Source organism: Streptomyces cinerochromogenes, from assembly GCF_014648635.1.
GTDB classification, from domain to species: domain Bacteria; phylum Actinomycetota; class Actinomycetes; order Streptomycetales; family Streptomycetaceae; genus Streptomyces; species Streptomyces cinerochromogenes.
Genome location: NZ_BMRM01000023.1, coordinates 46,783 through 68,237 on the forward strand (window position 1 = coordinate 46,783; position 21,455 = coordinate 68,237).

Annotated in this window: 17 protein-coding genes; 2 read left to right on the forward strand and 15 right to left on the reverse strand. The window is 73.6% G+C overall.

Annotation, left to right across the window (positions count from 1 at the left end; genetic code table 11):
* Positions 1 to 189: 189 nt before the first annotated feature.
* Together IEZ20_RS34015 and IEZ20_RS34020 are read right to left on the reverse strand one after the other, a co-directional pair.
* Complete coding sequence (locus tag IEZ20_RS34015; RefSeq protein WP_373304023.1) at positions 190 to 3,387, reverse strand: putative bifunctional diguanylate cyclase/phosphodiesterase; 3,198 nt, start codon at positions 3,385 to 3,387, stop codon at positions 190 to 192.
* Positions 3,388 to 3,586: 199 nt separating this feature from the next.
* Entirely contained in the window at positions 3,587 to 4,564 is a 978-nt protein-coding gene (locus IEZ20_RS34020; protein ID WP_189305906.1) for a 2-hydroxyacid dehydrogenase, read from the reverse strand.
* 75 nt (positions 4,565 to 4,639) lie between these two features.
* Here IEZ20_RS34020 and IEZ20_RS34025 point away from each other — a divergent pair, with 75 nt between their 5' ends.
* Together IEZ20_RS34025 and IEZ20_RS34030 are read left to right on the forward strand one after the other, a co-directional pair.
* Entirely contained in the window at positions 4,640 to 5,638 is a 999-nt protein-coding gene (locus IEZ20_RS34025) for an aldo/keto reductase (RefSeq protein ID WP_189305908.1), read from the forward strand.
* Between the two features lie 99 nt (positions 5,639 to 5,737).
* Positions 5,738 to 6,901, forward strand: coding sequence for a PQQ-dependent sugar dehydrogenase (locus IEZ20_RS34030; RefSeq protein ID WP_189305910.1), 1,164 nt, complete (start codon positions 5,738 to 5,740; stop codon positions 6,899 to 6,901).
* Positions 6,902 to 6,919: 18 nt separating this feature from the next.
* Here the strand turns inward: IEZ20_RS34030 and IEZ20_RS34035 are convergent, their stop codons facing one another.
* The 13 genes from IEZ20_RS34035 to IEZ20_RS34095 form a co-directional block, all read right to left on the reverse strand.
* Positions 6,920 to 7,135 carry a DUF6191 domain-containing protein gene (locus tag IEZ20_RS34035; RefSeq protein WP_189305913.1) on the reverse strand — a complete coding sequence of 72 codons (216 nt, stop codon included), beginning with the start codon at positions 7,133 to 7,135 and terminating at the stop codon, positions 6,920 to 6,922.
* A gap of 37 nt (positions 7,136 to 7,172) precedes the next feature.
* The gene (locus IEZ20_RS34040) at positions 7,173 to 10,211 is read right to left on the reverse strand and encodes a helix-turn-helix transcriptional regulator (RefSeq protein ID WP_189305914.1); all 3,039 of its coding nucleotides are present in this window, start codon (positions 10,209 to 10,211) and stop codon (positions 7,173 to 7,175) included.
* 242 nt (positions 10,212 to 10,453) lie between these two features.
* Positions 10,454 to 10,705, reverse strand: coding sequence for a hypothetical protein (locus tag IEZ20_RS34045; RefSeq protein WP_373304024.1), 252 nt, complete (start codon positions 10,703 to 10,705; stop codon positions 10,454 to 10,456).
* A 141-nt stretch (positions 10,706 to 10,846) separates the two neighbouring features.
* Positions 10,847 to 11,404 carry a hypothetical protein gene (locus tag IEZ20_RS34050; RefSeq protein WP_189305916.1) on the reverse strand — a complete coding sequence of 186 codons (558 nt, stop codon included), beginning with the start codon at positions 11,402 to 11,404 and terminating at the stop codon, positions 10,847 to 10,849.
* Positions 11,405 to 11,439: 35 nt separating this feature from the next.
* Positions 11,440 to 12,015 carry a GNAT family N-acetyltransferase gene (locus IEZ20_RS34055; RefSeq protein ID WP_189305918.1) on the reverse strand — a complete coding sequence of 192 codons (576 nt, stop codon included), beginning with the start codon at positions 12,013 to 12,015 and terminating at the stop codon, positions 11,440 to 11,442.
* On the reverse strand, positions 11,993 to 14,224 hold the full coding sequence (locus IEZ20_RS34060; protein WP_189306045.1) for an MMPL family transporter: 2,232 nt from the start codon (positions 14,222 to 14,224) through the stop codon (positions 11,993 to 11,995). Before IEZ20_RS34060 ends, IEZ20_RS34055 begins: the two co-directional genes overlap by 23 nt.
* A 112-nt stretch (positions 14,225 to 14,336) precedes the next feature.
* On the reverse strand, positions 14,337 to 14,783 hold the full coding sequence (locus tag IEZ20_RS34065) for a hypothetical protein (RefSeq protein ID WP_189305920.1): 447 nt from the start codon (positions 14,781 to 14,783) through the stop codon (positions 14,337 to 14,339).
* A 125-nt stretch (positions 14,784 to 14,908) separates the two neighbouring features.
* The gene (gene gatB, locus IEZ20_RS34070; RefSeq protein WP_189305922.1) at positions 14,909 to 16,423 is read right to left on the reverse strand and encodes an Asp-tRNA(Asn)/Glu-tRNA(Gln) amidotransferase subunit GatB; all 1,515 of its coding nucleotides are present in this window, start codon (positions 16,421 to 16,423) and stop codon (positions 14,909 to 14,911) included.
* Positions 16,424 to 16,439: 16 nt separating this feature from the next.
* Positions 16,440 to 16,679: a hypothetical protein gene (locus IEZ20_RS34075; RefSeq protein WP_189305924.1), complete on the reverse strand. Its 240-nt coding sequence runs from the start codon at positions 16,677 to 16,679 to the stop codon at positions 16,440 to 16,442.
* Positions 16,676 to 18,169 (reverse strand): Asp-tRNA(Asn)/Glu-tRNA(Gln) amidotransferase subunit GatA, encoded by a 1,494-nt coding sequence (gatA, locus tag IEZ20_RS34080; protein ID WP_189305926.1) that lies wholly within the window; start codon positions 18,167 to 18,169, stop codon positions 16,676 to 16,678. The genes IEZ20_RS34075 and gatA overlap by 4 nt, the downstream gene beginning before the upstream one ends.
* A gap of 4 nt (positions 18,170 to 18,173) precedes the next feature.
* The gene (gatC, locus tag IEZ20_RS34085; RefSeq protein ID WP_189305928.1) at positions 18,174 to 18,470 is read right to left on the reverse strand and encodes an Asp-tRNA(Asn)/Glu-tRNA(Gln) amidotransferase subunit GatC; all 297 of its coding nucleotides are present in this window, start codon (positions 18,468 to 18,470) and stop codon (positions 18,174 to 18,176) included.
* A 94-nt stretch (positions 18,471 to 18,564) separates the two neighbouring features.
* On the reverse strand, positions 18,565 to 19,059 hold the full coding sequence (locus tag IEZ20_RS34090; RefSeq protein WP_189305930.1) for a cupin domain-containing protein: 495 nt from the start codon (positions 19,057 to 19,059) through the stop codon (positions 18,565 to 18,567).
* Positions 19,060 to 19,205: 146 nt separating this feature from the next.
* Positions 19,206 to 21,440, reverse strand: a complete 2,235-nt coding sequence (locus IEZ20_RS34095) for a putative bifunctional diguanylate cyclase/phosphodiesterase (protein WP_189305932.1) — start codon at positions 21,438 to 21,440, stop codon at positions 19,206 to 19,208.
* Between the last annotated feature and the right edge of the window lie 15 nt (positions 21,441 to 21,455).

Here is a 21,455-nt window from a genome sequence, read left to right on the forward strand (position 1 = left end):
CATTGCACGAAAGGCACTCGTGCAACAAAAAACCCCTCGTGCCGGAAGGCAAGCGAGGGGAGCGCGCCGGTGAGGTCGCTGGGGATTCCGGATCGTCCTCCGGTGGGTCCCAGCTCAGCCGACGCGCTGTCCAAGTACGAGAATTCGGGTGCGCATGGGACTGACCCTCCCCCCGGCACGCACCACGTGTCAAGTGGGTGGGACGGGCGTCTCAGAATGTGAACGAAGGGCACTCCCGCCTCCGATGACAGCCGACACACCCCCTGTGTACACCCGTGGCCCCTTGCCCGCGAACGCCGGTTCGGCCGGGGCGTGCGGCACCGGATAATGGCCGGATCCGAGCGCCCGGCGCAGCCGGTACTCGTCCAGCGGACCGGCGAACGCCATGCCCTGTCCGTGCGTGCAGCCCATCGCGCGCAGCGCGACCACCTGCTCGGGCAGGTCCACGCCCTCGGCCACCGACTGGAGGCCGAGATCGCCGGCGATCCGCAGCAGACCACTGGTGATCTTGTGCAGCCGCGCCGACTCCACCACGCCCTCGACCAGGCCGCGGTCGAGCTTGAGGATGTCCACGGGCAGCCTGCGCAGCGCCGTGATGGCCGCGTAGCCGCTGCCGAAGCCGTCCAGCGCGATCCGCACCCCGAGCCGGCTGAGGGCGGTCAGCCGCCGCTCCAGCTCGTCCAGGGAGATCCGGGGATCGGTGTCGGACAGCTCGACGACCAGCGCCCCGGGCGGCAGCCCGTACCGGGTCAGCAGCGCCTCCACCGAGCCGAGCGGCGTCGAGCGGTCCAGCAGCCGCCGGGCGCTCATCCGGACCGCCACCGGTACGGCGAGCCCGGTCGCGGCCCGCTCGGCCGCCTGCTCCACGGCCTCCTGCAGGATCCAGCGGTCCAGCTCGGCGGTCTTGTCGCCGTCCTCGGCCACTCGCAGGAACTCGGCCGGGGTGAACAGCACACCCTGCGAGGAGCGCCAGCGCGCCTGCGCGGAGACCGCCGTGATCCGGCCGTTCTGCAGGCCCACCACGGGCTGGTGCAGCAGCGCGAACTCGCCGTCGTGGAGCGCGGCACGCAGGCGCGTGGCCAGCTCCGCCTTGCGGACGACGTCCTGCTGCATCTGCGGTTTGTACAGCTCGACCCGGCCCTTTCCGGCCGACTTCGCGCGGTACATCGCCAGGTCGGCGTTGCGCAGCAACTCGCCCGCGCCGAGGCCCGGTTCGGCGAACGCGACGCCGATGGAGGCGTTGACCCGGACGTCGTTGCCGTCGATGGCGTACGGCTGGGAGAGGGTGCCCCTGAGGCGGTCGGCCAGCTCCAGGATGTTCCGCTCCCGGGCGGCCCGGTCCCGGGTGCCGTCACCGACGATCAGGGCCGCGAACTCGTCGCCGCCCAGCCGGGAGGCGGTGTCGCCCTGCCGGACCGCGTCCTGGAGTCTGCGGGCGGCCTGGATCAGCAGCTCGTCCCCGGCCTGGTGGCCGATCGTGTCGTTGACGGCCTTGAAACCGTCCAGGTCGATGAAGAGCACCGCCGTACCGCGCAGGGCGGCGCCCCGGTCGGTGGCCCGCCGGCCGGACAGGGCCTGCTGCACGCGCCGGGTGAACAGCGCGCGGTTGGGCAGGTCGGTCAGGGGGTCGTGCTCGGCGTTGTGCTGGAGCTGCGCCTGGAGGCGGACCCTCTCGGTGACGTCCCGGCTGTTGAAGATGAGGCCGCCGTGGTGCCGGTTGACGGTCGACTCGACGTTGAGCCAGCCGCCGTCGCCGGAGCGGAACCGGCACTCGATGCGGGTGGTGGGCTCCTCCAGCGGGCTGGCGGCGAGGAAGCGGCGCACCTCGTGCACCACGCAGCCCAGGTCCTCGGGGTGGATGAGCGCGGCCAGTTCGGTGCCCACCAGGTCCTCGGCGGGCCGGCCGTACACCCCGGCGGCGGCCGGGGAGACGTACCGCAGGATGCCGTTGGGCGCGGCGATCATGATGACGTCGCTGGAGCCCTGCACCAGGGAGCGGAAGTGGTTCTCCTTCTGGGCCAGTTCCTGGGTGAGGGTGATGTTGTCCAGCAGCATGATGCCCTGCCGGATGACGAGCGCCAGCACCACGGCGCCCGCGGTGATCAGCACCACGTGGTCGGGCCTGCGGCCGTTGAGAACGTTGTACAGGATGCCCAGGGTGCACACGGCCGCGGCGAGGTACGGCGTGAGGGCGGCGAGGGAGCCGGTGAGCGGCCGGCCGGCCGGGTACCGGCTGTGCTCGCCGCCCGGCGCAGGCAGCGACGGCGGGAGGTGGCCCGCGCTGCGCTGGCCCGGCACGTGCTCGTGCACCACGCGCGTGTGGCCCTCGGCCGCGCGTGGCTCCTGCGCGCCGCCGCGCCGGGGGGCGGCCCAGGGGGCGTAGGCGAGCAGCAGCGAACCGGCGAACCAGCCCGCGTCCAGCAGCTGCCCGGAGTGGTAGCTGCTGTGCAGCAGCGGGGAGGTGAACAGGGCGTCGCACATCACGGTGAGCGCGAGCGCGCCGATCGCGGTGTTGACCGCCGTGCGGTTGCCCGGGGCGCGGCGGAAGTGCAGCGCCAGGACCATGCTGACGAGCGCGATGTCGAGCAGCGGGTACGCCAGCGACAGCGCGGCGTGCGCCACGCTCGACCCCTCGATGCGGGCCGCCTGGGCGAGGGCGAGGCTCCAGGAGAGGGTGAGCAGCGAGCCGCCGATCAGCCAGGCGTCCAGGCCCAGGCAGATCCAGCCCGCCCGGGTCACCGGCCGTTTGGCGAGCACCAGCAGGCCGACGATGGCGGGCGGGGCGAAGCACAGGAAGAACAGGTCGGCGTAGCTGGGGCTGGGCACGGACCGGCCCAGCACCACCTCGTACCAGCCCCAGACCGCGTTGCCCAGCGCGGCCATGGTCGAGGAGAGGGCGAACAGCAGCCAGGCCGAGCGGAAGCGGACGCGCCGGCTGCGGGCGTACAGGAAGCAGGAGACGGCGGCGGTGCCCGCGGCGGCCGTCAGACCGAAGTCACCCATGATCAGCGCGACTTCGTGCGTACCCCAGTCGCACGCGGCTCCGACGGCGTAGGCCGCGCAGACCAGGGCGAGGACGAGTTGCTCCGTCAGCCGGCGGCTGTCACCGGCGACGGGTCGGCGGGGCGGCGGCGCCTCGTGCGGGTGCGGTGCGCGCACCGCTCCGTCGAGGGGGGTCGTCACCGAGGGCGGGGCGCTCACCGGGGCCTCCCGGTGAGCGCCGCTCCCCGGTCCCGACGGTCCCGGTGCGCCGGATGCGCGTGCCTGCGACGGCCGCTGTGCCTGCGCTGGTGGTGAGTGTGGTGGCTGGTGTGGTGGCCGCGTCTGCGCGCTGCCGTTCGCCAGGGTCGCCGTCGGCGGCTCCGCCGCGTCGGATCGTTCGTCCATAGGCCGTGCATCGCCCGTCGCCCCCCTCACAAATCTGAAATGTCCATCCCCGGCGCCGAACGGTCAGCGGCGCAGCCCCTGTCGGGACGATACACCAGGATCGTCACTCAGGGACATAGCGTCTCTACGCTCCGTGACGACCAGCGGGGATGCGGGTACGGGCCGCGTCCGAAAGGTTGCGGAGGGTGCCGGAAGGGGGTTACCGCCCGGTTGCTCCCGCCGTTCCTGGTCCGGTCGTAAGGATCACGTTGCGCAGCGGCTCCTGGTTCACGTACCGGGTCAACTGGTCGGCCAGCAACCGCCTGGCGCGCGGCAGGAAGGCCGAGGAGGGGCCGCCCACATGCGGGCTGATCAGCACTCCGGGCGCCTGCCACAAGGGGTGGCCGGGGGGCAGCGGCTCGGGGTCCGTCACGTCCAGGGCGGCGGTGATCCGGCCGCGTTCCAGCTCGGCGAGGAGCGCCTTGGTGTCCACGACGGCTCCGCGCGCGACGTTCACGAGCAGGGCGCCGTCCTTCATCCGGGCCAGGAAGTCGGCGTCGACGAGCCCCCTGGTGGCCTCCGTGAGCGGGGTGCAGAGGATCACGACGTCCGCGTCCGGAAGCAGGGAGAGCACATCGGTGATCGGGTGCACAAGACCGCGCGCCGTGGTGCGCCGGGAGCGCGCGATGCGCGCCACCCGCGCCACCTCGAAGGGCACGAGCCGGTCCTCGATGGCGGCGCCGATGGCCCCGTACCCGACGATCAGGACGTTCCTGTCGGCGAGCGCGGGGCGGAACCCGCCGGTCCAGCGCTCCTGCTGCTGGTCCCGGACGAACTGCGGGATGCCGCGCAGCGCGGCGAGGGTCAGGGTGAGGGCCAGCTCCGCGGTGCTGGTCTCGTGCACCCCGCGCGCGTTGCACAGCCGTACCCCCGGCGGGATCACCGACAGCCGGGAGGTGATGTCGTCCACACCGGCGGTGAGCGTCTGGACGACCCGGACGTTCGTCAGGTGCTCCAGCGGCCCCACCCGGACCGACAACCGCTTCATGTACGGCACCACGTACACGGCGCACTCCGCCGGGTCGCCGGGAAACGGCTGGTGACCGTCGTCTCCCCCGTCCCAGAACAGGTACCGGGGCCCCTCGGGCAGTCCCTCGATCTCCTCGGGCGGAATGGGAAGCCAGACGTCTGAAGTCATGCGAGGAGGCTATGTCAGGCACGCGCGTGTGCAGAGGTTAGGTTGGGGGCCGGGCAGAGGGAGGTTCACGAGCAGGTGGAGCGCAGGACGATCGGCGCGGGGGGACTCGCGGTGGGGGCCGTCGGACTCGGGTGCATGCCGATGAGCTGGGCGTACAGCGGTTCCCGGCAGCGGGGGGAGGAGTCGCTCAGAACCGTGCACCGGGCCCTCGACCTGGGCTCGGACCTCCTGGACACCGCGGACATGTACGGCCCGTTCACCAACGAGCTGCTGCTGGGCCGGGTGCTCAAGGAGCGGCGCCGGGAGGCCTTCGTGTCGACGAAGGTGGGGCTGCTGGTGGGCGAGCAGCACATCGTGGCCAACGGCCGCCCCGGTTATGTGAGGCGGGCCTGCGACGCCTCGCTGCGCCGGCTCCAGACGGACGTGATCGACCTGTACCAGCTGCACCGCGCCGACCCCGAGGTGCCCGTCGAGGAGACCTGGAGCGCGATGGCGGACCTGGTGCGGGCCGGGAAGGTACGGGCGCTGGGCCTGTGCGCGGTCGGCGCGCGCGGCGGGCGCCGCACGGGCGCGGGGCTGTACGACGCGACGCTGCGCCAGTTGCAGCGCGTGCAGCAGGTGTTCCCGGTGAGCGCGGTGCAGGCGGAGCTGTCGGTGTGGTCGCCGGAGGCGCTGCGGTCGCTGCTGCCGTGGTGCGAGGCGCGGGGCGTGGGCTTCCTGGCGGCGATGCCGCTGGGCAACGGCTTCCTGACCGGGACGCTGACGCCGGGCGAGGGCTTCGAACCGGACGACGTACGGGCCCGGCATCCGCGGTTCACCGCCGAGATGATGGCGGCGAACCAGCCGATCGTGGCGGGGCTGCGGCGCATCGCCCGCCGGCACGGCGAGGAGGTCACCCCGGCCCAGGTGGCGCTGGCCTGGGTGCTGGCGCAGGGCCGGCACGTGATCGCGCTGCCGGGCACCAAGCGGGAGCGGTGGGCCGCGCAGAACGCGGCGGCCGCGGGGCTGCGGCTGACCGCGCGGGACCTGGCGGAGGTGGCCCGGCTGCCGGCGGCCCAGGGGTCGTGGGACTGAGGTTCCCTCCAACGGGTGCCTCGGTGCGGGAACCCGCGGGGGTGCGGGCGGTGTTGGACAGGGAGAGCATGCCGTGCGGACCGCCGCGTCGAAGGGACCATGATCGTGCGACGTCGAGCTGTACCGGCCGTCCTGGCCGTGACCGTCCTGCTGCTGACGGCCGGCTGCTCCTCCGGCGGGGAGGGCGGGGCGGACGGGAGCGGGCGGACGGCGACCGGGAGCGCGCCGGGCGCCACCGCCCCGCGGGCCACCGGGTCCCCGCCCCCGGCCAAGGGCTCGGTGCGGGTGCTGCGCACCGTGGCCGAGGGACTGAAGTCGCCGTGGGGGCTGGCCGCGCTGCCCGGTGGCGGGCTGCTGGTGTCCTCCCGGGACGAGGGCACGATCAGCAGGATCGACGAGAAGACGGGCCGGATCACCGAGCTGGGCACGGTCTCCGGGGTCTCACCGGCCGGCGAGGGCGGGCTGCTGGGCATCGCCCTCTCCCCCGGCTTCGCCTCGGACCACATGGTCTACGCCTACTTCACCTCCGCCTCGGACAACCGCATCGTGCGCATGCTGTACGACGGGAGGAAACCGGCCGGTGAGCAACTGGGCGCCCCGGACACGGTGTTCAAGGGCATCCCGAAGGGCCGCATCCACAACGGCGGCCGGATCGCCTTCGGCCCGGACGGCATGCTGTACGCGGGCACCGGCGAGAGCGGGCAGAAGGGCCTGGCGCAGGACAGGAAGTCGCTGGGCGGCAAGATCCTGCGGCTGACCCCGGACGGCGAACCGGCACCGGGCAACCCGTTCCCGGGCTCGCCGGTCTACTCCTACGGCCACCGCAATGTGCAGGGTCTGGCCTGGGACGACCGACAGCGGCTGTTCGCGTCGGAGTTCGGGCAGGACACCTGGGACGAGCTGAACGCGATCAAGCCGGGCGGGAACTACGGCTGGCCGGATGCCGAGGGGAGGTCCTCCGACGCCCGTTTCCAGAATCCGCTGGCCCAGTGGCACACCGACGACGCCTCCCCCAGCGGCATCGCCCGGGTGGACGGCGTGATCTGGATGGCGGGCCTGAAGGGCAAGCGCCTGTGGCGCATCCCGCTGAACGGCACCTCGGCCTCGGCCGACCCGCAGGCCTTCCTCACGGGCACCTACGGCCGCCTCCGCACGGTCGTCGCGGCGGGCGGCGACCGGCTCTGGCTGGTGACCAGCAACACGGACGGCCGGGGCACCCCGAAGAAGGGCGACGACCGGGTGCTGGAGGTGCGGGTGCGGTGACCCCGGCGCCGCCCGCGCTCACCCCGCTTCCGGCGCCGCCGGCTGCTCCTCCGGTTCCGTCCCTGACGGATCCGGTCCCGGCAGGCGTATCACCGCTTTGCCGGAGGCGAGGTCGATCGGGCCGCGACCGGGATCGTTGTCGCCCACGTCCTCGCGCGTCAGTTCCAGTCGTTTCTGTTCGTCCCGGGTGTGTTTGCGACCGGGTGCGAACAGTTCCTCGAACATGTTGAACACGGCTCCCCCTCAGTGCCGGGTCTCTTCAGGGTAGGTCTCAGCCCGGCGATTCGGCAGCGAGCGTCCCGGCCGTGAACAGTCCCAGCCGGTGCGCCACCGCCGCCGCCTCGCCGCGGCCCGAGACACCGAGCTTGCTGAGGATGTTGGAGACGTGGACGCTCGCGGTCTTCGGTGAGATGAACAGCTCCTCGGCTATCTGGCGGTTGGTGCGGCCGGCCGCGACCAGGCCGAGCACGTCCCGCTCACGGCTGGTGAGGCCGAGCGCCGCGGCCGGGTCGGCGGGGGCCCGGCGGCCGGCGCCGGTCAGAGTGAGGCGGGCGCGCTGGGCGAGCCGGGCGACGGCGTCTGCCAGGGGCCGTGCACCGAGGTGGGCGGCGACCGCGGCGGCCAGCCGGAGCAGTTCGCCCGCGCGGTCGCGTTCGTCGTCGCCGCCCTCGGCCAGCAGCGCCGCGGCGAGCCGGTGGCGGAGCCGGGCGAGGTCGTAGGGCCGGTCCAGGCACTCGAAGGCGGCGACGACCGGGAACCAGCTGCCCGGGGTGTCCCGGCCCTCCGCGCGGAGCAGCTCGGCCCGGGTCCACTGGGCGTAGGCCTGCCAGAGCGGCACACCGGTGGTGAGGGTCCGTACGGCGGCGGAGAGCCGGTCGAGGACCTCGGCACGGCCGGGCCGTGCGGCGGGCAGGGTGCGGGCGTCGGCCTCCGCGGTGGCGGCGGCCAGCAGCAGCGGCCAGCCGTAGCGGTGGGTGCCGGTCGGGAACCCGGCGTCCAGGGCCGGGAGCAGGGCCGCGCGGACGTCGGTGATCCGGCCCTCGGCGGCGGCCGTCCCCAGGGTGATGCGGGTCAGGGGCAGCAGGTGCTGGGGCATCGGATCGTGTGTGCCGTACCAGGCGCGGGCGGCGGCGAGGTGCCGGCCGGCCTCGGCGAGGTCGCCGCGGCCCAGGGCGAGGTGGGCCAGGTGCAGGGCACCCGCGCAGCGGGGCTTGGCGCTGTGGCCGATCCGGATCGCCTGCGCGGCGGCCTCGGCTGCCTCCGCCCACCGGCCGAGCGAGTACTGGGCCTCGGCCAGGTTGGCCCACGCCCACGCCCCGGAGTCCAGCAGTCCGTACCCGCGGCAGAACTCGATGCCCTCGCGCAGCAGGGGGACGGCCTCCCGGTCCCGGCCGACGCTCTGCAGCGCGGACGGCAGGTTCACATAGGCACGGCCCGTGACATGGTGCATGCCCTCCGCGCGGGTGTCGCTCAGGACCTGCCGCATCTGCGTGAGACCGCCCTCGGGGTCGCCGGACTCCACCGTCAGCACGCCGAGGGTGAGGCGGGCGTGCAGTTCGGTCTCGCGGGCGCCCACCATGCGCGCGTACTCCACGGCCCGCTCGGCGGCGGTGAGGGCGTCGGGTCCGGGGCGGCGCTGCATGGACCAGCTGGCGGCGACCGCCAGCACCTCGGCGTGCACCTCGGACGGCGGCAGGCCGCGCACCAGGTCCTGGGCGGTGCCCAGTTCCTGCCAGCCGTCGCCGCGCGCCAGGGCCTGGACCAGCCGGGCGCGCTGCACCCAGAACCAGGCGGCGCGCAGGGGGTCGGGCTCCTCGGCCAGGAGGCGCAGGGCGCGCTTGGTGATCTTCAGGGCGCGTTCGCGCTCCCCGCCGAAGCGGCCCGCGACAGCCGCCTCGGCCATCAGGTCGAGGTAGCGCAGCGGGGTGGTGGCCGGGTCGCAGCCGCACGGCGGGTAGACCTCGGTGTAGTCGACCGGGCGCAGGGCCCGGCGCACTTCCTCCGGGGCGCTGTCCCACAGCTCCATCGCCCGTTCCAGCAGCCCGAGTTGTTCGGTGTAGGCGTGCCGGCGGCGGGCGACGACGGCGGCGGCCAGGACGGCGGGCAGGGCCTTGGCGGCGTCGTGGGCGTGGTACCAGTAGCTGGCCAGGCGCATCACGCGGGCGTCGGCGGGGACCAGCGTCGGGTCGGCCTCCAACGCCTCGGCGTAGCGGCGGTTGAGCCGGGAGCGTTCGCCGGGCAGCAGGTCGTCGGCGACGGCCTCGCGGACCAGGGAGTGCCGGAAGCGGTAGCCGTCGCCGGCGCGGGTGACGGTGAGGAGGTTGGCGCCGACGGCGGCCCGCAACGCCTCGATGAGGTCGTCCTCGGTGAGCCGGGCCACGGCGGCGATCAGCCGGTACTCCACCGTCGAGCCGCCCTCGGCGACGACGCGGGCCACCCGCTGGGCGCTCTCGGGCAGTGCCTCGACCCGGACCAGGAGCAGGTCGCGCAGGGAGTCGGTGAGACCGGCGCAGTCGCCCTGGGCGGCGGCGACGGCGAGTTCCTCGATGAAGAAGGCGTTGCCGTCGGAGCGGGCGTAGATCTCGTCCACCTGGGCCGGGTCGGGTTCGGCGGCGAGGATGCCGGCGATCTGCCGGCCGGCCTCCTCGCGGGTGAAGCGGGCGAGTTCGATGCGGCGGACGGTGCGCAGCCGGTCCAGTTCGGCGAGCAGGGGGCGCAGCGGGTGGCGGCGGTGGATGTCGTCGGAGCGGTAGGTGGCCAGGACGAGGAGGCGGCCGGCGCGCAGGGTGCGGAAGAGGTAGGCGAGGAGGTGGCGGGTGGAGGCGTCGGCCCAGTGCAGGTCCTCCAGGACGAGGACGACCGGGTGCTCGGTGGCGACCCGCTCCAGCAGCCGGGCGGTGAGTTCGAACAGGCGGGCCATGCCCTGCTCGTCGTGGCGGCCGGCGCCGGCCTCGCCGAGGTCGGGCAGCAGCCGGGCCAGTTCCTCCTCCTGGCCGGCCGCGGCGGCGGTGAACTCCTCGGTCAGGGCGTCGCGCAGGGCGCGCAGCGCGGTGGAGAAGGGGGCGAAGGGCAGCCCGTCGGCACCGATCTCCACACAGCCGCCGACGGCGACGACGGCACCCTGCCGGGTCGCGGCCGTGGCGAACTCCTCCACGAGGCGGGTCTTGCCGACGCCTGCCTCGCCGCCGAGCAGCAGCGCCTGCGGCTCGGCCGCGGCGGCACGGGCGAGCGCGTCGTTCAGCGTGTCCAACTCGTCGGTCCGGCCGACGAACACGGGACTGACGGACCTGGTCTCCACGGGCCCGAGCATCGCACGGGGCCGGGACGATCGGTCACCGGTTTTCCACAGCCCCGGTGTGATCGTCGTACTGATGGCCGGAGGAGCCGCCCCGGCCGTGCCCGGACCCGTACCGGCCACCGCCGGAGCGGTACCCGCAGGCTGCAAAGTCGCACCCACGGCCGGAAGGGCCGTACGGCTCCCCCACTGGGGAGCCGTACGACCCTGGACCGTCGAGCGGCCGACCCCCGTACGGCCGCCCCGCGCCCCCGTGGTCACGCGGTGCGCGGCAGCCGCAGCCGGCGGGGACGGTCCGTATGGGACTCGGCGGCCGGGGCCCCGTGACCGGCATCCGCCTGGCGGGCGGCGCGGCGGGCGCGGACGGCCTCGCGGGCCAGGCGGTGCTGCTGGGCCTCGCGGCGCAGTTCCGCCGACCGCATCCGGTGGAGTTCGAACTCGTGCATGGCAGGTCCCTCCGGGGAGACGATGTCGTGGTGGTCGTGCCTCGCGTTCTGCGATGACTCCACTTTCGTCTCCCAGCGGGGTCCGCCACATCGGGAGAGTTCCGCATCTTCGGCCGGCCGCCGTGCCGTACGCGCGTGTAAGGGGCCTTAGGAGGCCCGCGAGATGCTCACGGACTCCCTAAGGCCCCTGGGACGTGCGGCCGCTCAGCCGGCCGAGGGCAGGCCGAGGAGGGCGTCGGAGTACTTCAGGACGGCCAGGAGCAGGCCGATGACGCCGAGCGAGACGCCCGCCCAGGCGACCGACCTGATCCAGGGGGCCTGCGGGCGGCCGGGGGCGCCGAACGCGGGCCGCACCAGCACGACCACGGCGGTGACCAGCGCCGCCAGCGCGAACAGCCCGGCCCACAGGGCGGTGGTGTGCCAGGCGTCGCCGTAGACCTCCTTCAGCTGCGTGGCGACGCTCGCGCCGGTGGAGGTGCGCAGCTGGCCGACGAGCTGCTCCCGGGCCCCGGCGACGGTGCCGATCCAGCCGCCGCTGAGCGAGACCAGGCCGAGGGCCGCGGAGACGACGGCTCCGGCGCCCTGGCCGACCCCGGAGGGCACCCGGTCGGCGACCACGCCCTCCAGCTCGTCGTCCTCCTCCGAAGGGGTCCGCGCCTCGCCCCCGTCGGTCTCCTCCTCGGTGGTGCCGGCCGCCACCGTCTCGTCGTCCTTGTGCGCCTCGGTGCCGGCCTCGGCGCCTTCCGCTGTCTTCGTTGCCATGCCCGGCACCGTACGGACGCTGTCTGAGAGGTCTCTTAATGATCGTCGTGCGCGGTACGCGCGCGTGCCGCACGCCACTCGGGTGCGAGCACCGCCCAGATCTCGGTGCTGGTGCGCACCCCGTGGTGCGGGTAGTTCTCGCGGAGCACGCCCTCGCGGGTCATGCCGAGCCGCCGGGCGACGTTGATGCTCGGCTCGTTGGCCGGGGACACGCGCCACTCCACCCGGTGCATGCCGCGCTCCTCGACGGCCCAGTCGAGCAGCACCCGCATCCCGCGCGTGACCAGCCCCCGCCCGGCCGCCGCCGGCTCCAGCCAGCAGCCGGCCTCGCAGACCCCGCTCGGGGTGTCCCAGACGCGGAACAGCAGCCCGCCCACGAGCGTGCCGTCCAGCCAGATCCCGTGCAGGCTGCCGGCGTCCGCGGCGCGCTTGTCGGCGTACGACTTCAGCCAGGCGCGGGCGCCGGCCAGGTCGGACACCGCGTCCGCCAGGCCGATGTGCCGGCCGATGAACTCCCGTCCCCGGTCTATGTTGGCCAGCACCTCCTGCGCGTGCCACACCTCCAGGGGCCGCAGTTCGGCGCCGTCCTCACCGAGCGATGTCGCGTACATCGTGCCGTTCTTCCTTCCGCAGTTCGTGCACCGGGACCCGGCCGAGCCTCTCATGCCGGGCACGGCAGCCGGGCGGCTCGATGCTGACGTGCGGCAGGCGGCACCGGAGCCAGCGGGGCAGCCACCAGTTGGCGGCGCCGAGCAGATGCATCAGGGCGGGAACGAGGAGCGTACGCAGGACGAAGGCGTCGACGGCGACCGCGGAGGCGAGCGCGATGCCGAACATGGCGATGACGCGGTCACCGCTGAGCACGAAGGCGAGGAACACCGAGATCATGATGACCGCGGCGGAGTTGATCACCCGGCTGGTCTCGGCGAGGCCCACGCGGACGGCGCGCCGGTTGTCGCCGGTCTCCAGCCACTCCTCGTACATCCGGCCGACCAGGAAGACCTGGTAGTCCATGGAGAGCCCGAAGAGCACCGAGACCATGATCACGGGCAGGAAGGGTTCGACGGGGCCCGCGCGGCCGAGGCCGAGCGGTTCGCCGCCCCAGCCCCACTGGAAGACGGCGACGACGACGCCGAACGCGGCGGCGACGGCGGCGATGTTCATCGCGGCGGCCTTCAGCGGAACCCCGAGCGAGCGGAAGGCGACCAGCAGCAGGAGGCAGCCGAGGCCGACCACCCCGCCGACGAACAACGGCAGTTTGCCGACGATCACGTCCGCGAAGTCGTCGTAGCCGGCGGTCACCCCGCCCACCCGCACGTCCAGCGAGGTGCCGCGCTGCGCGCGCGGGAGCACGTGGGTGCGCAGCCGGTCGACCAGGTCGCTGGTGGCCTCCGACTGCGGCGCGGACCCGGGGACGACGGTGAGGTACGCGGTGTCCCCGCCGGTGGCGTAGGTGACCGGGGTGACCGAGGCGACGCCCGGGGTGGCGCGCAGGGTGGCGTCGAGGTTGTCCAGCGCGAGTTTGTCGTCGCCGCCGTCCACCCGGGTCACCAGGGTCAGCGGCCCGTTCACGCCGGGTCCGAAGCCCTCGGCGAGCAGGTCGTAGGCCCTGCGGGTGGTGGCGGTGCGGGGGTCGTTGCCCTGGTCGGAGGTGCCGAGGCGGAGCGAGAGGGCCGGCAGGGCGAGCACCGCGACGACCAGGAGGGCGAGCGAGCCGAGCAGCTTGGGACGGCGTTCGACCAGCGCCGACCAGCGGGCGGCGAGACCGGTGGGCAGTTCGGGGCACGGCCCCTCCTCGGCGAGCCGGCGCCGCTCGCGGCGGCTGAGCGCGCGCGTGCCGAGGTACGACAGCAGGGCGGGCAGCAGGGTCACGGAGGCGGCGACGGTGAGCACGACCGTCAGGCAGGCGGCGACGGCGACCCCGTTGAGGAAGCCCAGCCGCAGTACCAGCATCCCCAGCAGGGCGATGCACACCGTCGCGCCCGCGAAGACGACGGCGCGTCCGGCGGTGGCGACGGCGCGCTCGGCGGCCTCGGCGACGCCCAGGCCGCGTTTCAGGCCGCGCCGGTGCCTGGTCACGATGAACAGGGCGTAGTCGATGCCCACGCCGAGACCGATCAGCGTGCCGAGCACGGGGGCGAAGCCGGCGACCGTCATGACGTGTCCGAGCAGCCCGGTACCGGCGTACGCGGTGCCGACACCGACCAGCGCGGTGGCGATCGGCAGCAGTGAGGCGGCGAGCGAGCCGAAGGCGAGGTGGAGGACGACGGCGGAGACGAGCACCCCGACCGCCTCGGCGGTGTGCCCCCGCGGGGACTCGGTGAGCCCGATCGCGCCGCCGCCCAGCTCCACCCGGAGTTCCTCGCCCGCGGCGGCCCTGGCGGTGCGTACGACGGCCTCGGCCTCGGCCGGGTCGATGTCCTCGGCCGGCCGGGCGAAGGTGACGGTGGCGTAGGCGGTGCGGCCGTCGGCGCTGATCCGGTGGGTGTCCTGGTCGCCGTAGGGCCCGGAGACCGAGGCCACGCCGGGCAGGGCGGCGATCCGGCGCAGGGTGCGGGTCATGGTCTGCTCGACGTCGGGGGCGCGGACCGTGCCGCTGACGGTGTGCCAGACGACGGTGTCGCTGTCGCCGCCGAGGCCCGGGAAGGCGTCCCGGAGCAGTCGGGCCGCGCTGCCGGACTCGGTGCCGGGGACCTCGTAGTCGTCCGTGTACGCCGAACCGGCCAGGGCCGCGCCCGCCGTGACCCCGCCGAAGGCGAGGAGCCACAGCAGGACGGTGGTCAGGCGGTGCCGGACACACCAACGCGCGAGGTCTGCCACGGGCATGCTCCCAGAAGACGATGTGTGATCTTTGGCCGGGAACAATCGCCCATAAACCGGATGCAGTCCGCGAAGAGGGTCATATCCGCCCGCATCGCGCGGATGCGGGACGTCAGTCGAACTGGTCGCCGAACGCCATGACCATCGTCCCGGCGATCAGCAGCCACAGGGCCCTGCGGGTACGGCCCCGGAAGCCGAGGACCGCCGCGAGGGCGCAGACGGCGGCACCGAGGGCGTAGGCGGCGGGTACGAGCGCGGGGGCGGAGCCGGCGGCCCTGAGCAGCGCGGCGGCCAGTCCGGCGAGGGTCAGCAGCGCGCCGGTGCCGGCCGCGGTCCACCGCGCCCGCCCGGCATCCCCGGCGTGCTCCCCGTCCTCGTCCTGGTCCTCGTACTGCTCCTGATCCCCGTACTGCTCCTGGTCCTCGCGGTGCTCGTGGTTCTCGCGGTCCTCGCGTTCGCGGTCCTCGTGGTTCTCGCGGGTTTCGCTGTCGCGGTCCCCGCGTTCCTCGCCGGCCGCGAATATCGGAGGCTCGGTGTCGGAATCGGTGCGTCCACTCATGGCGGGCGAGCGTACCGCCTCGGGCGGGGAGGCCCCGGTGCGGGGCGGTGCCTCGGCCGCGGACGGGCGAGGAAACCGTACGGCCCCGGAGGGCAGGCCTCCGGGGCCGTACGGCGGAGCGGGGATCAGCCCTCGCCGACGCCCAGCTTCTGAAGGATCAGCTCCTTGACGCGGGCCGCGTCGGCCTGGCCGCGGGTGGCCTTCATGACCGCGCCGACCAGGGCGCCGGCCGCGGCCACCTTGCCGCCGCGGATCTTGTCCGCGATGGCCGGGTTGCCGGCGATGGCCTCCTCGACGGCGGCGGTCAGCGCGCCCTCGTCGGAGACGACCTTCAGGCCGCGCTTCTCCACGACCTCGTCCGGGGTGCCCTCGCCCGCGAGGACGCCCTCGATGACCTGACGGGCCAGCTTGTCGTTCAGGTCACCCTTCGCGACCAGCTCGGTGACCCGGGCCACCTGCTGCGGCGTGATCGCCAGCTCGTCCAGCGCCTTGCCGGACTCGTTGGCGCTGCGCGCCAGTTCACCCATCCACCACTTGCGGGCGGCGGCCGCGTCGGCACCGGCGTCGATGGTGGCGACGATCAGGTCCAGCGCGCCGGCGTTGGTGATCGCCTGCATGTCGGTGGCGGAGATGCCCCACTCGGCGAGCAGCCGGGTACGGCGGGCCAGCGGCAGCTCGGGCAGGGCCGCGCGGATCTCCTCGACCCACTCGCGCGAGGGTGCGACCGGCACCAGGTCGGGCTCCGGGAAGTACCGGTAGTCCTCGGCCTCCTCCTTCACGCGGCCCGAGGTCGTGGACCCGGTGTCCTCGTGGAAGTGGCGGGTCTCCTGGACGATCGAGCCGCCCTCGCCCAGCACGGCCGCGTGCCGCTGGATCTCGAAGCGCACCGCGCGCTCCACCGAGCGCAGGGAGTTGACGTTCTTCGTCTCCGAGCGCGTACCGAACTTCTCGCTGCCCTTGGGCATCAGCGAGAGGTTCACGTCGCAGCGCATCTGGCCCATCTCCATGCGGGCCTCGGACACACCGAGGGCACGGATCAGCTCGCGCAGCTCGCGGACGTACGCCTTCGCCACCTCGGGGGCGCGCTCGCCGGCGCCCACGATCGGCTTGGTGACGATCTCGATCAGCGGGATGCCGGCGCGGTTGTAGTCCAGCAGGGAGTGGGACGCGCCGTGGATACGGCCGGTGGCGCCGCCGACGTGCGTCGACTTGCCGGTGTCCTCCTCCATGTGGGCGCGCTCGATCTCCACGCGGAAGGTCTCGCCGTCCTCCAGCTGCACGTCGAGGTAGCCGTTGAAGGCGATCGGCTCGTCGTACTGGGAGGTCTGGAAGTTCTTCGGCATGTCCGGATAGAAGTAGTTCTTCCGGGCGAAGCGGCACCACTCGGCGATCTCGCAGTTCAGCGCGAGACCGATCTTGATCGCGGACTCGACGCCGGTCGCGTTGACGACCGGGAGCGCGCCGGGCAGGCCGAGGCAGACCGGGCAGGTCTGGGTGTTCGGGCCGGCGCCGAGCGAGGTCGAACAGCCGCAGAACATCTTGGTCTTGGTGCCGAGTTCGACATGGACCTCGAGGCCCATGACGGGGTCGTACGACGCCAGCGCGTCCTCGTACGACACCAGGTCGGTCGTGGTGGTCACGGTGAAAACTTCCCTCTCAGCCCAGCAGGACGTCGTCGTCGCCCAGCCGCTTCAGCTCGCGGTAGAGGATGGCGAGGCCGGTGGCGATGCCGGCGGCGGTGACGACGGCGTCGACGAGCCGCAGCGTGTCGTTCTCGGCGCGGGCCTTCTTGATCTGCTTCACGGCGCCGACCGCGCCGAACGCGGTGGCGGCCATGGACAGGTACGTACCGGACCTGGACTTCTTGAAGCCCTTGGCCTTGGACAGTGCGCTCACAGCGACGGTGCCTCCTCCAGCAGCGGGTGACCCCACTTTTCCACGAAGGCGGCCTCGACGGCGGCGCCCACCTTGTACAGCCGGTCGTCCTTCATCGCCGGGGCGATGATCTGCAGGCCCACCGGGAGGTTGTCCTCCGGGGCGAGGCCGCAGGGCAGGGACATGGCCGCGTTGCCCGCCAGGTTGGTCGGGATGGTGCACAGGTCCGCGAGGTACATCGCCATCGGGTCGTCGGTGCGCTCGCCGATCGCGAAGGCGGTCGTCGGGGTCGTCGGGGAGACGATCACGTCGACCTGCTCGAAGGCCTTCTCGAAGTCACGCGTGATGAGCGTGCGGACCTTCTGCGCCGATCCGTAGTACGCGTCGTAGTAGCCGCTCGACAGGGCGTACGTGCCGAGCATGATGCGGCGCTTGACCTCGGGGCCGAAGCCCGCCTCACGGGTGAGGGAGGTGACCTCCTCGGCCGAGTGGGTGCCGTCGTCGCCCGTGCGCAGGCCGTAGCGCAGGCCGTCGAAGCGGGCGAGGTTGGAGGAGCACTCGGACGGCGCGATCAGGTAGTACGCCGACAGGGCGAGGTCGAAGGACGGGCAGTCCAGCTCGACGATCTCGGCGCCCAGCTCCTTGAGCAGCTCGACCGACTCGTCGAAGCGCTGGATGACACCGGCCTGGTAGCCCTCGCCGCGGAACTGCTTGACCACGCCGACGCGCATCCCCCGGACGCTGCCGCTGCGGGCGGCCTCGACCACCGGCGGGACCGGGGCGTCGATGGAGGTGGAGTCCAGCGGGTCGTGCCCGGCGATCACCTCGTGCAGCAGGGCCGCGTCCAGGACCGTGCGGGCGCAGGGACCGCCCTGGTCGAGGGAGGAGGAGAACGCCACCATGCCGTAGCGGGACACCGCGCCGTACGTCGGCTTCACGCCGACGGTGCCGGTGACGGCGGCCGGCTGGCGGATGGAGCCGCCGGTGTCGGTGCCGATGGCGAGCGGGGCCATGTGCGCGGCCAGCGCGGCGGAGGAGCCGCCGCCGGAGCCGCCGGGGATCTTGGTGAGGTCCCACGGGTTGCCGGTCGGGCCGTAGGCGCTGTTCTCGGTGGAGGAGCCCATGGCGAACTCGTCCATGTTGGTCTTGCCGAGGATGACGACGTCGGCGGCCTTCAGCCGCTGGGTGACCGTCGCGTCGTACGGCGGGATCCAGCCCTCCAGCATCTTCGAGCCGACGGTCGTGGGCACGCCCTCGGTGGTGAAGATGTCCTTGAGCGCGAGCGGGACGCCGGCCAGCGGGCCGAGCTTCTCGCCGCGCTCGCGCTTGTCGTCCACGGCGCGGGCCTGGGCGAGTGCGCCCTCGCGGTCGACGTGCAGAAAGGCGTGCACCTTCTCGTCGACCGCTTCGATGCGGGCGAGGTGGGCCTCCGTGACCTCGACGGCCGTCAGCTCGCCGGAGGCGATCTTCTCGGCGGTCTCGGCGGCCGTGAGCTTGATGATGTCCGTCATGGGATCAGTCCTCCCCCAGGATCTGCGGCACCTTGAAACGCTGCTGCTCCTGGGCCGGGGCGCCGGAGAGCGCCTGCTCGGGGGTGAGCGAGGGACGGACCTCGTCCGACCGCATGACGTTCGTCAGCGGGAGCGGGTGTGAGGTCGGCGGTACGTCTTGGTCGGCGACCTCGCTGACGCGGGCGACCGCGCCGATGATGTCGTCCAGCTGGCCTGCGAAGTGATCGAGTTCTTCGGGCTTCAGCTCCAGACGCGCCAGCCGGGCGAGGTGGGCGACCTCCTCGCGCGTGATGCCAGGCATGCAGCGATCCTCTGGGGTGAGAGTGTGTGGTTTGGGCCCAATCCTATGGGGCCCGGGCACGTGCCCGTGAAACGGTTTCCCCCGGGCCCCCTGCTCAGCGACGCCGTCCGTCCCAGGTCTCGCTCTTCAGGAAGTGGTTGTCGTACAGCTCCTGCACGCCGAGGATGCTCTCCGGGGTGGCCTCGCCGAGGCGGACGCGCTGCAGATGACGGAAGTACTCGAAGCGCTCGACGCCCGGCGCGATGACGATGAGCAGGTCCGCGGTGCTGCCGGGGACGGCGGCGAAGGCATGCGGGCGGTCGGGCGGGACGATGATCAGGTCGCCGCGGCGGGCGGTCACCACGTCGTCGCCGGAGAGGACCTCCGCCTCGCCGTCGAGCAGGTAGAACATCTCCGCCGAGTTGTGGTGCACATGCGGACGGGCCCCGTCGGCGCCCTCGGCGAGCGTGACCCGCACGGTGGACAGCGCGCCCCCGGTCGCGCTGCTGTCGGCGAGCAGTCTCACCCCGACGGGCGCCCCGCCGACCATCTCGGCCTCGGCCTCCCGGACGAGCACGGTCTCGTCGAACGCCGGCACGAACAGTGACACGGTGGATCTCCCTGTGTGAGGTGACGTCCTACGAGATTGTGAGGTGACGTCCTACGAGGTGTCGCCGGACCGCGAGGAGCAGTCCCGCACCGCTCCGCCGCCGCGCCGGCCGAGCCGGGGGGTGAGGCGTCCCGGAGGGGCAGGACCTACTCGGTGGCGGGCAACGCGGCGCGCGGGCGCTGCCAGCCCTGGGATCCCCGCGCCAGCAGCCACGCCGTGGTCTCCTCGGGCGGCATCGCCGCGGCGACCAGCCAGCCCTGCACCGCGTCGCAGCCCAGGTCCCGCAGCCGCTCCCAGGTCTCGTCGTCCTCCACACCCTCGGCGACGACCAGCAGGCCCAGGGAGTGCGCCAGATCCACCGTGCAGCGCACGATCTCGGCGTCCTGGGCGTCGACCGCCAGCCGGGCCACGAAGGAGCGGTCGATCTTCAGCTCGCTGACCGGCAGCCGCCGCAGGTGCACCAGGGACGAGTAGCCGGTACCGAAGTCGTCCAGGGACATCTTCACGCCGTGCGCGGTGAGGCCGGCGAGGGTGTCGGCGGCCCGCTGCGGGTCCTCCAGCAGGACGTGTTCCGTGATCTCCAGCTGGAGCGCTCCGGCGGGGACCCCGTGCCGGGCGAGGCGGGCGGCGACGGATCCGGCGAAGCCGGGCGTGTGGACGTCGCGCGGGGAGACGTTGACGGCGACCGGCACCCTGAGCCCCTGGGCGCGCCACCGGGCGACCTGTGCGAGGGCGGTCTCCAGCACGTACTCGGTGAGGTGGGGCATCAGCCCGGAGGACTCGGCTATCGCTATGAACTCGTCCGGCGGCACCTTGCCGCGCTCCGGGTGCACCCAGCGGACCAGCGCCTCCAGGCCGGCCACCTGTCCGTCGAAGCGGACCTTGGGCTGGTAGTGGAGCTGTACCTCGTGCGCGTCCAGCGCCCGGCGCAGGTCGCCCAGCAGGCCGAGGCGGTCCGGGGTGTTGGAGTCGCGCTTGGACTCGTAGACCTCGACGCCCGTGCGGTCCCGCTTCGCCTGGTACATCGCGACGTCGGCGCGGCGCAGCAGGCCCTCGGCGTCCAGGGCGTGGTCGGGGAAGACGGCGACGCCGGCGCTGGCCTCCAGGACGAGGGTGAGTCCGTCCAGGTCGAGCGGGGAGCTGAGGGCGGAGACGAGGCCGCGGGCGACGCGCGTGGCCGACGTGGTGGAGTCGGCGACGGGGAGTAAGACGGCGAACTCGTCACCGCCGAGCCGGGCGGCCTCGGCGCCGCGGGGCAGGGCGAGCCGGAGCCGGTCGGCGATCTGGAGCAGCAGCCGGTCACCGGCCAGATGGCCGAGGGTGTCGTTCACCGAACGGAAACGGTCGAGGTCGATCAGCATGAGGGCGGTGCGGGCCCCGATGCGCTCGGCGTCGTCCAGGGCTGTCCAGATCCGCTCCAGCAGCCACTGCCGGTTGGGCAGCCCGGTCAGCGGGTCGCGCAGCTGCTCCTCGGCGCGGGCGCGGGCCATCCACAGCGTGGAGTCCAGGGCGATGAGCGGGATGGCGAACAGCGGCAGCAGGATCGGCTGGGCGTCGGCGACGACGCACAGCAGGGGCGCGATCCCGAGCAGCGCCACGGCGACCAGCCCCTGTCTGACCAGGGCGGTACGGGCGACGGTGGGCACCCCGCCGCGCGGGGCGTGCAGGTACCACAGCAGGCCGCGGCTGACCGCGAGGTAGGCGACGGCGACCAGGACGATCTGCGGGGCCGTGGCGACGGTCCAGCTGTCGGGCCGCCAGGGCTGCTCGACGCTCGGCACCCGGCCGAACGCGCCGAGCAGCAGGGCGCCGACGCCGATGCCGAGGATGTCCACCGCGCCGTGCAGCACCCCCTGCCGCCAGCGGTGCCGGCGGGCGATGCCGACCAGGACGACGACGGTGAGGCTGACCAGGCCGGCGGGCACCCAGCCGTACAGCAGCAGGACGGCGAGGGTGAGGGCGGCGCCCGATCCGGTGCCGCCCCACCAGCGGGCGCGGCCCAGCATGACGAGGTGGCCGACGATGACGCCGGTCAGCAGCGCCAGCGCCCAGCCGACCGTGCCGCAGGGGAAGAGGGCGTGGTGGCCGGTGTAGGCGCGGTAGAAGCCGGCGCCCAGCACGCACCCCGCGGCGGCGACGAGGGCCGCGGGCAGCGTCGGCCAGGACGGGTGGCGTTCGGTGTCGGCGCCGGCCAGACCGGGGGCGGGCTCGATGGCCGGCAGCGGCGCGTGGGACTCGGTGGCGGTGCCCGGTCCGGCCGGGCGGGGCTGCACGCCCGTGCGCCCGTGGGGCCGCCCGGTCCACCGGTACCCCCGCCACGCGACCGCGCGGCGGCGCAGACGCAGCCGTGAGTCCGGGGCGGCGCTCTCGGTCGGTTCCATTCCCGTCCCTCTCAC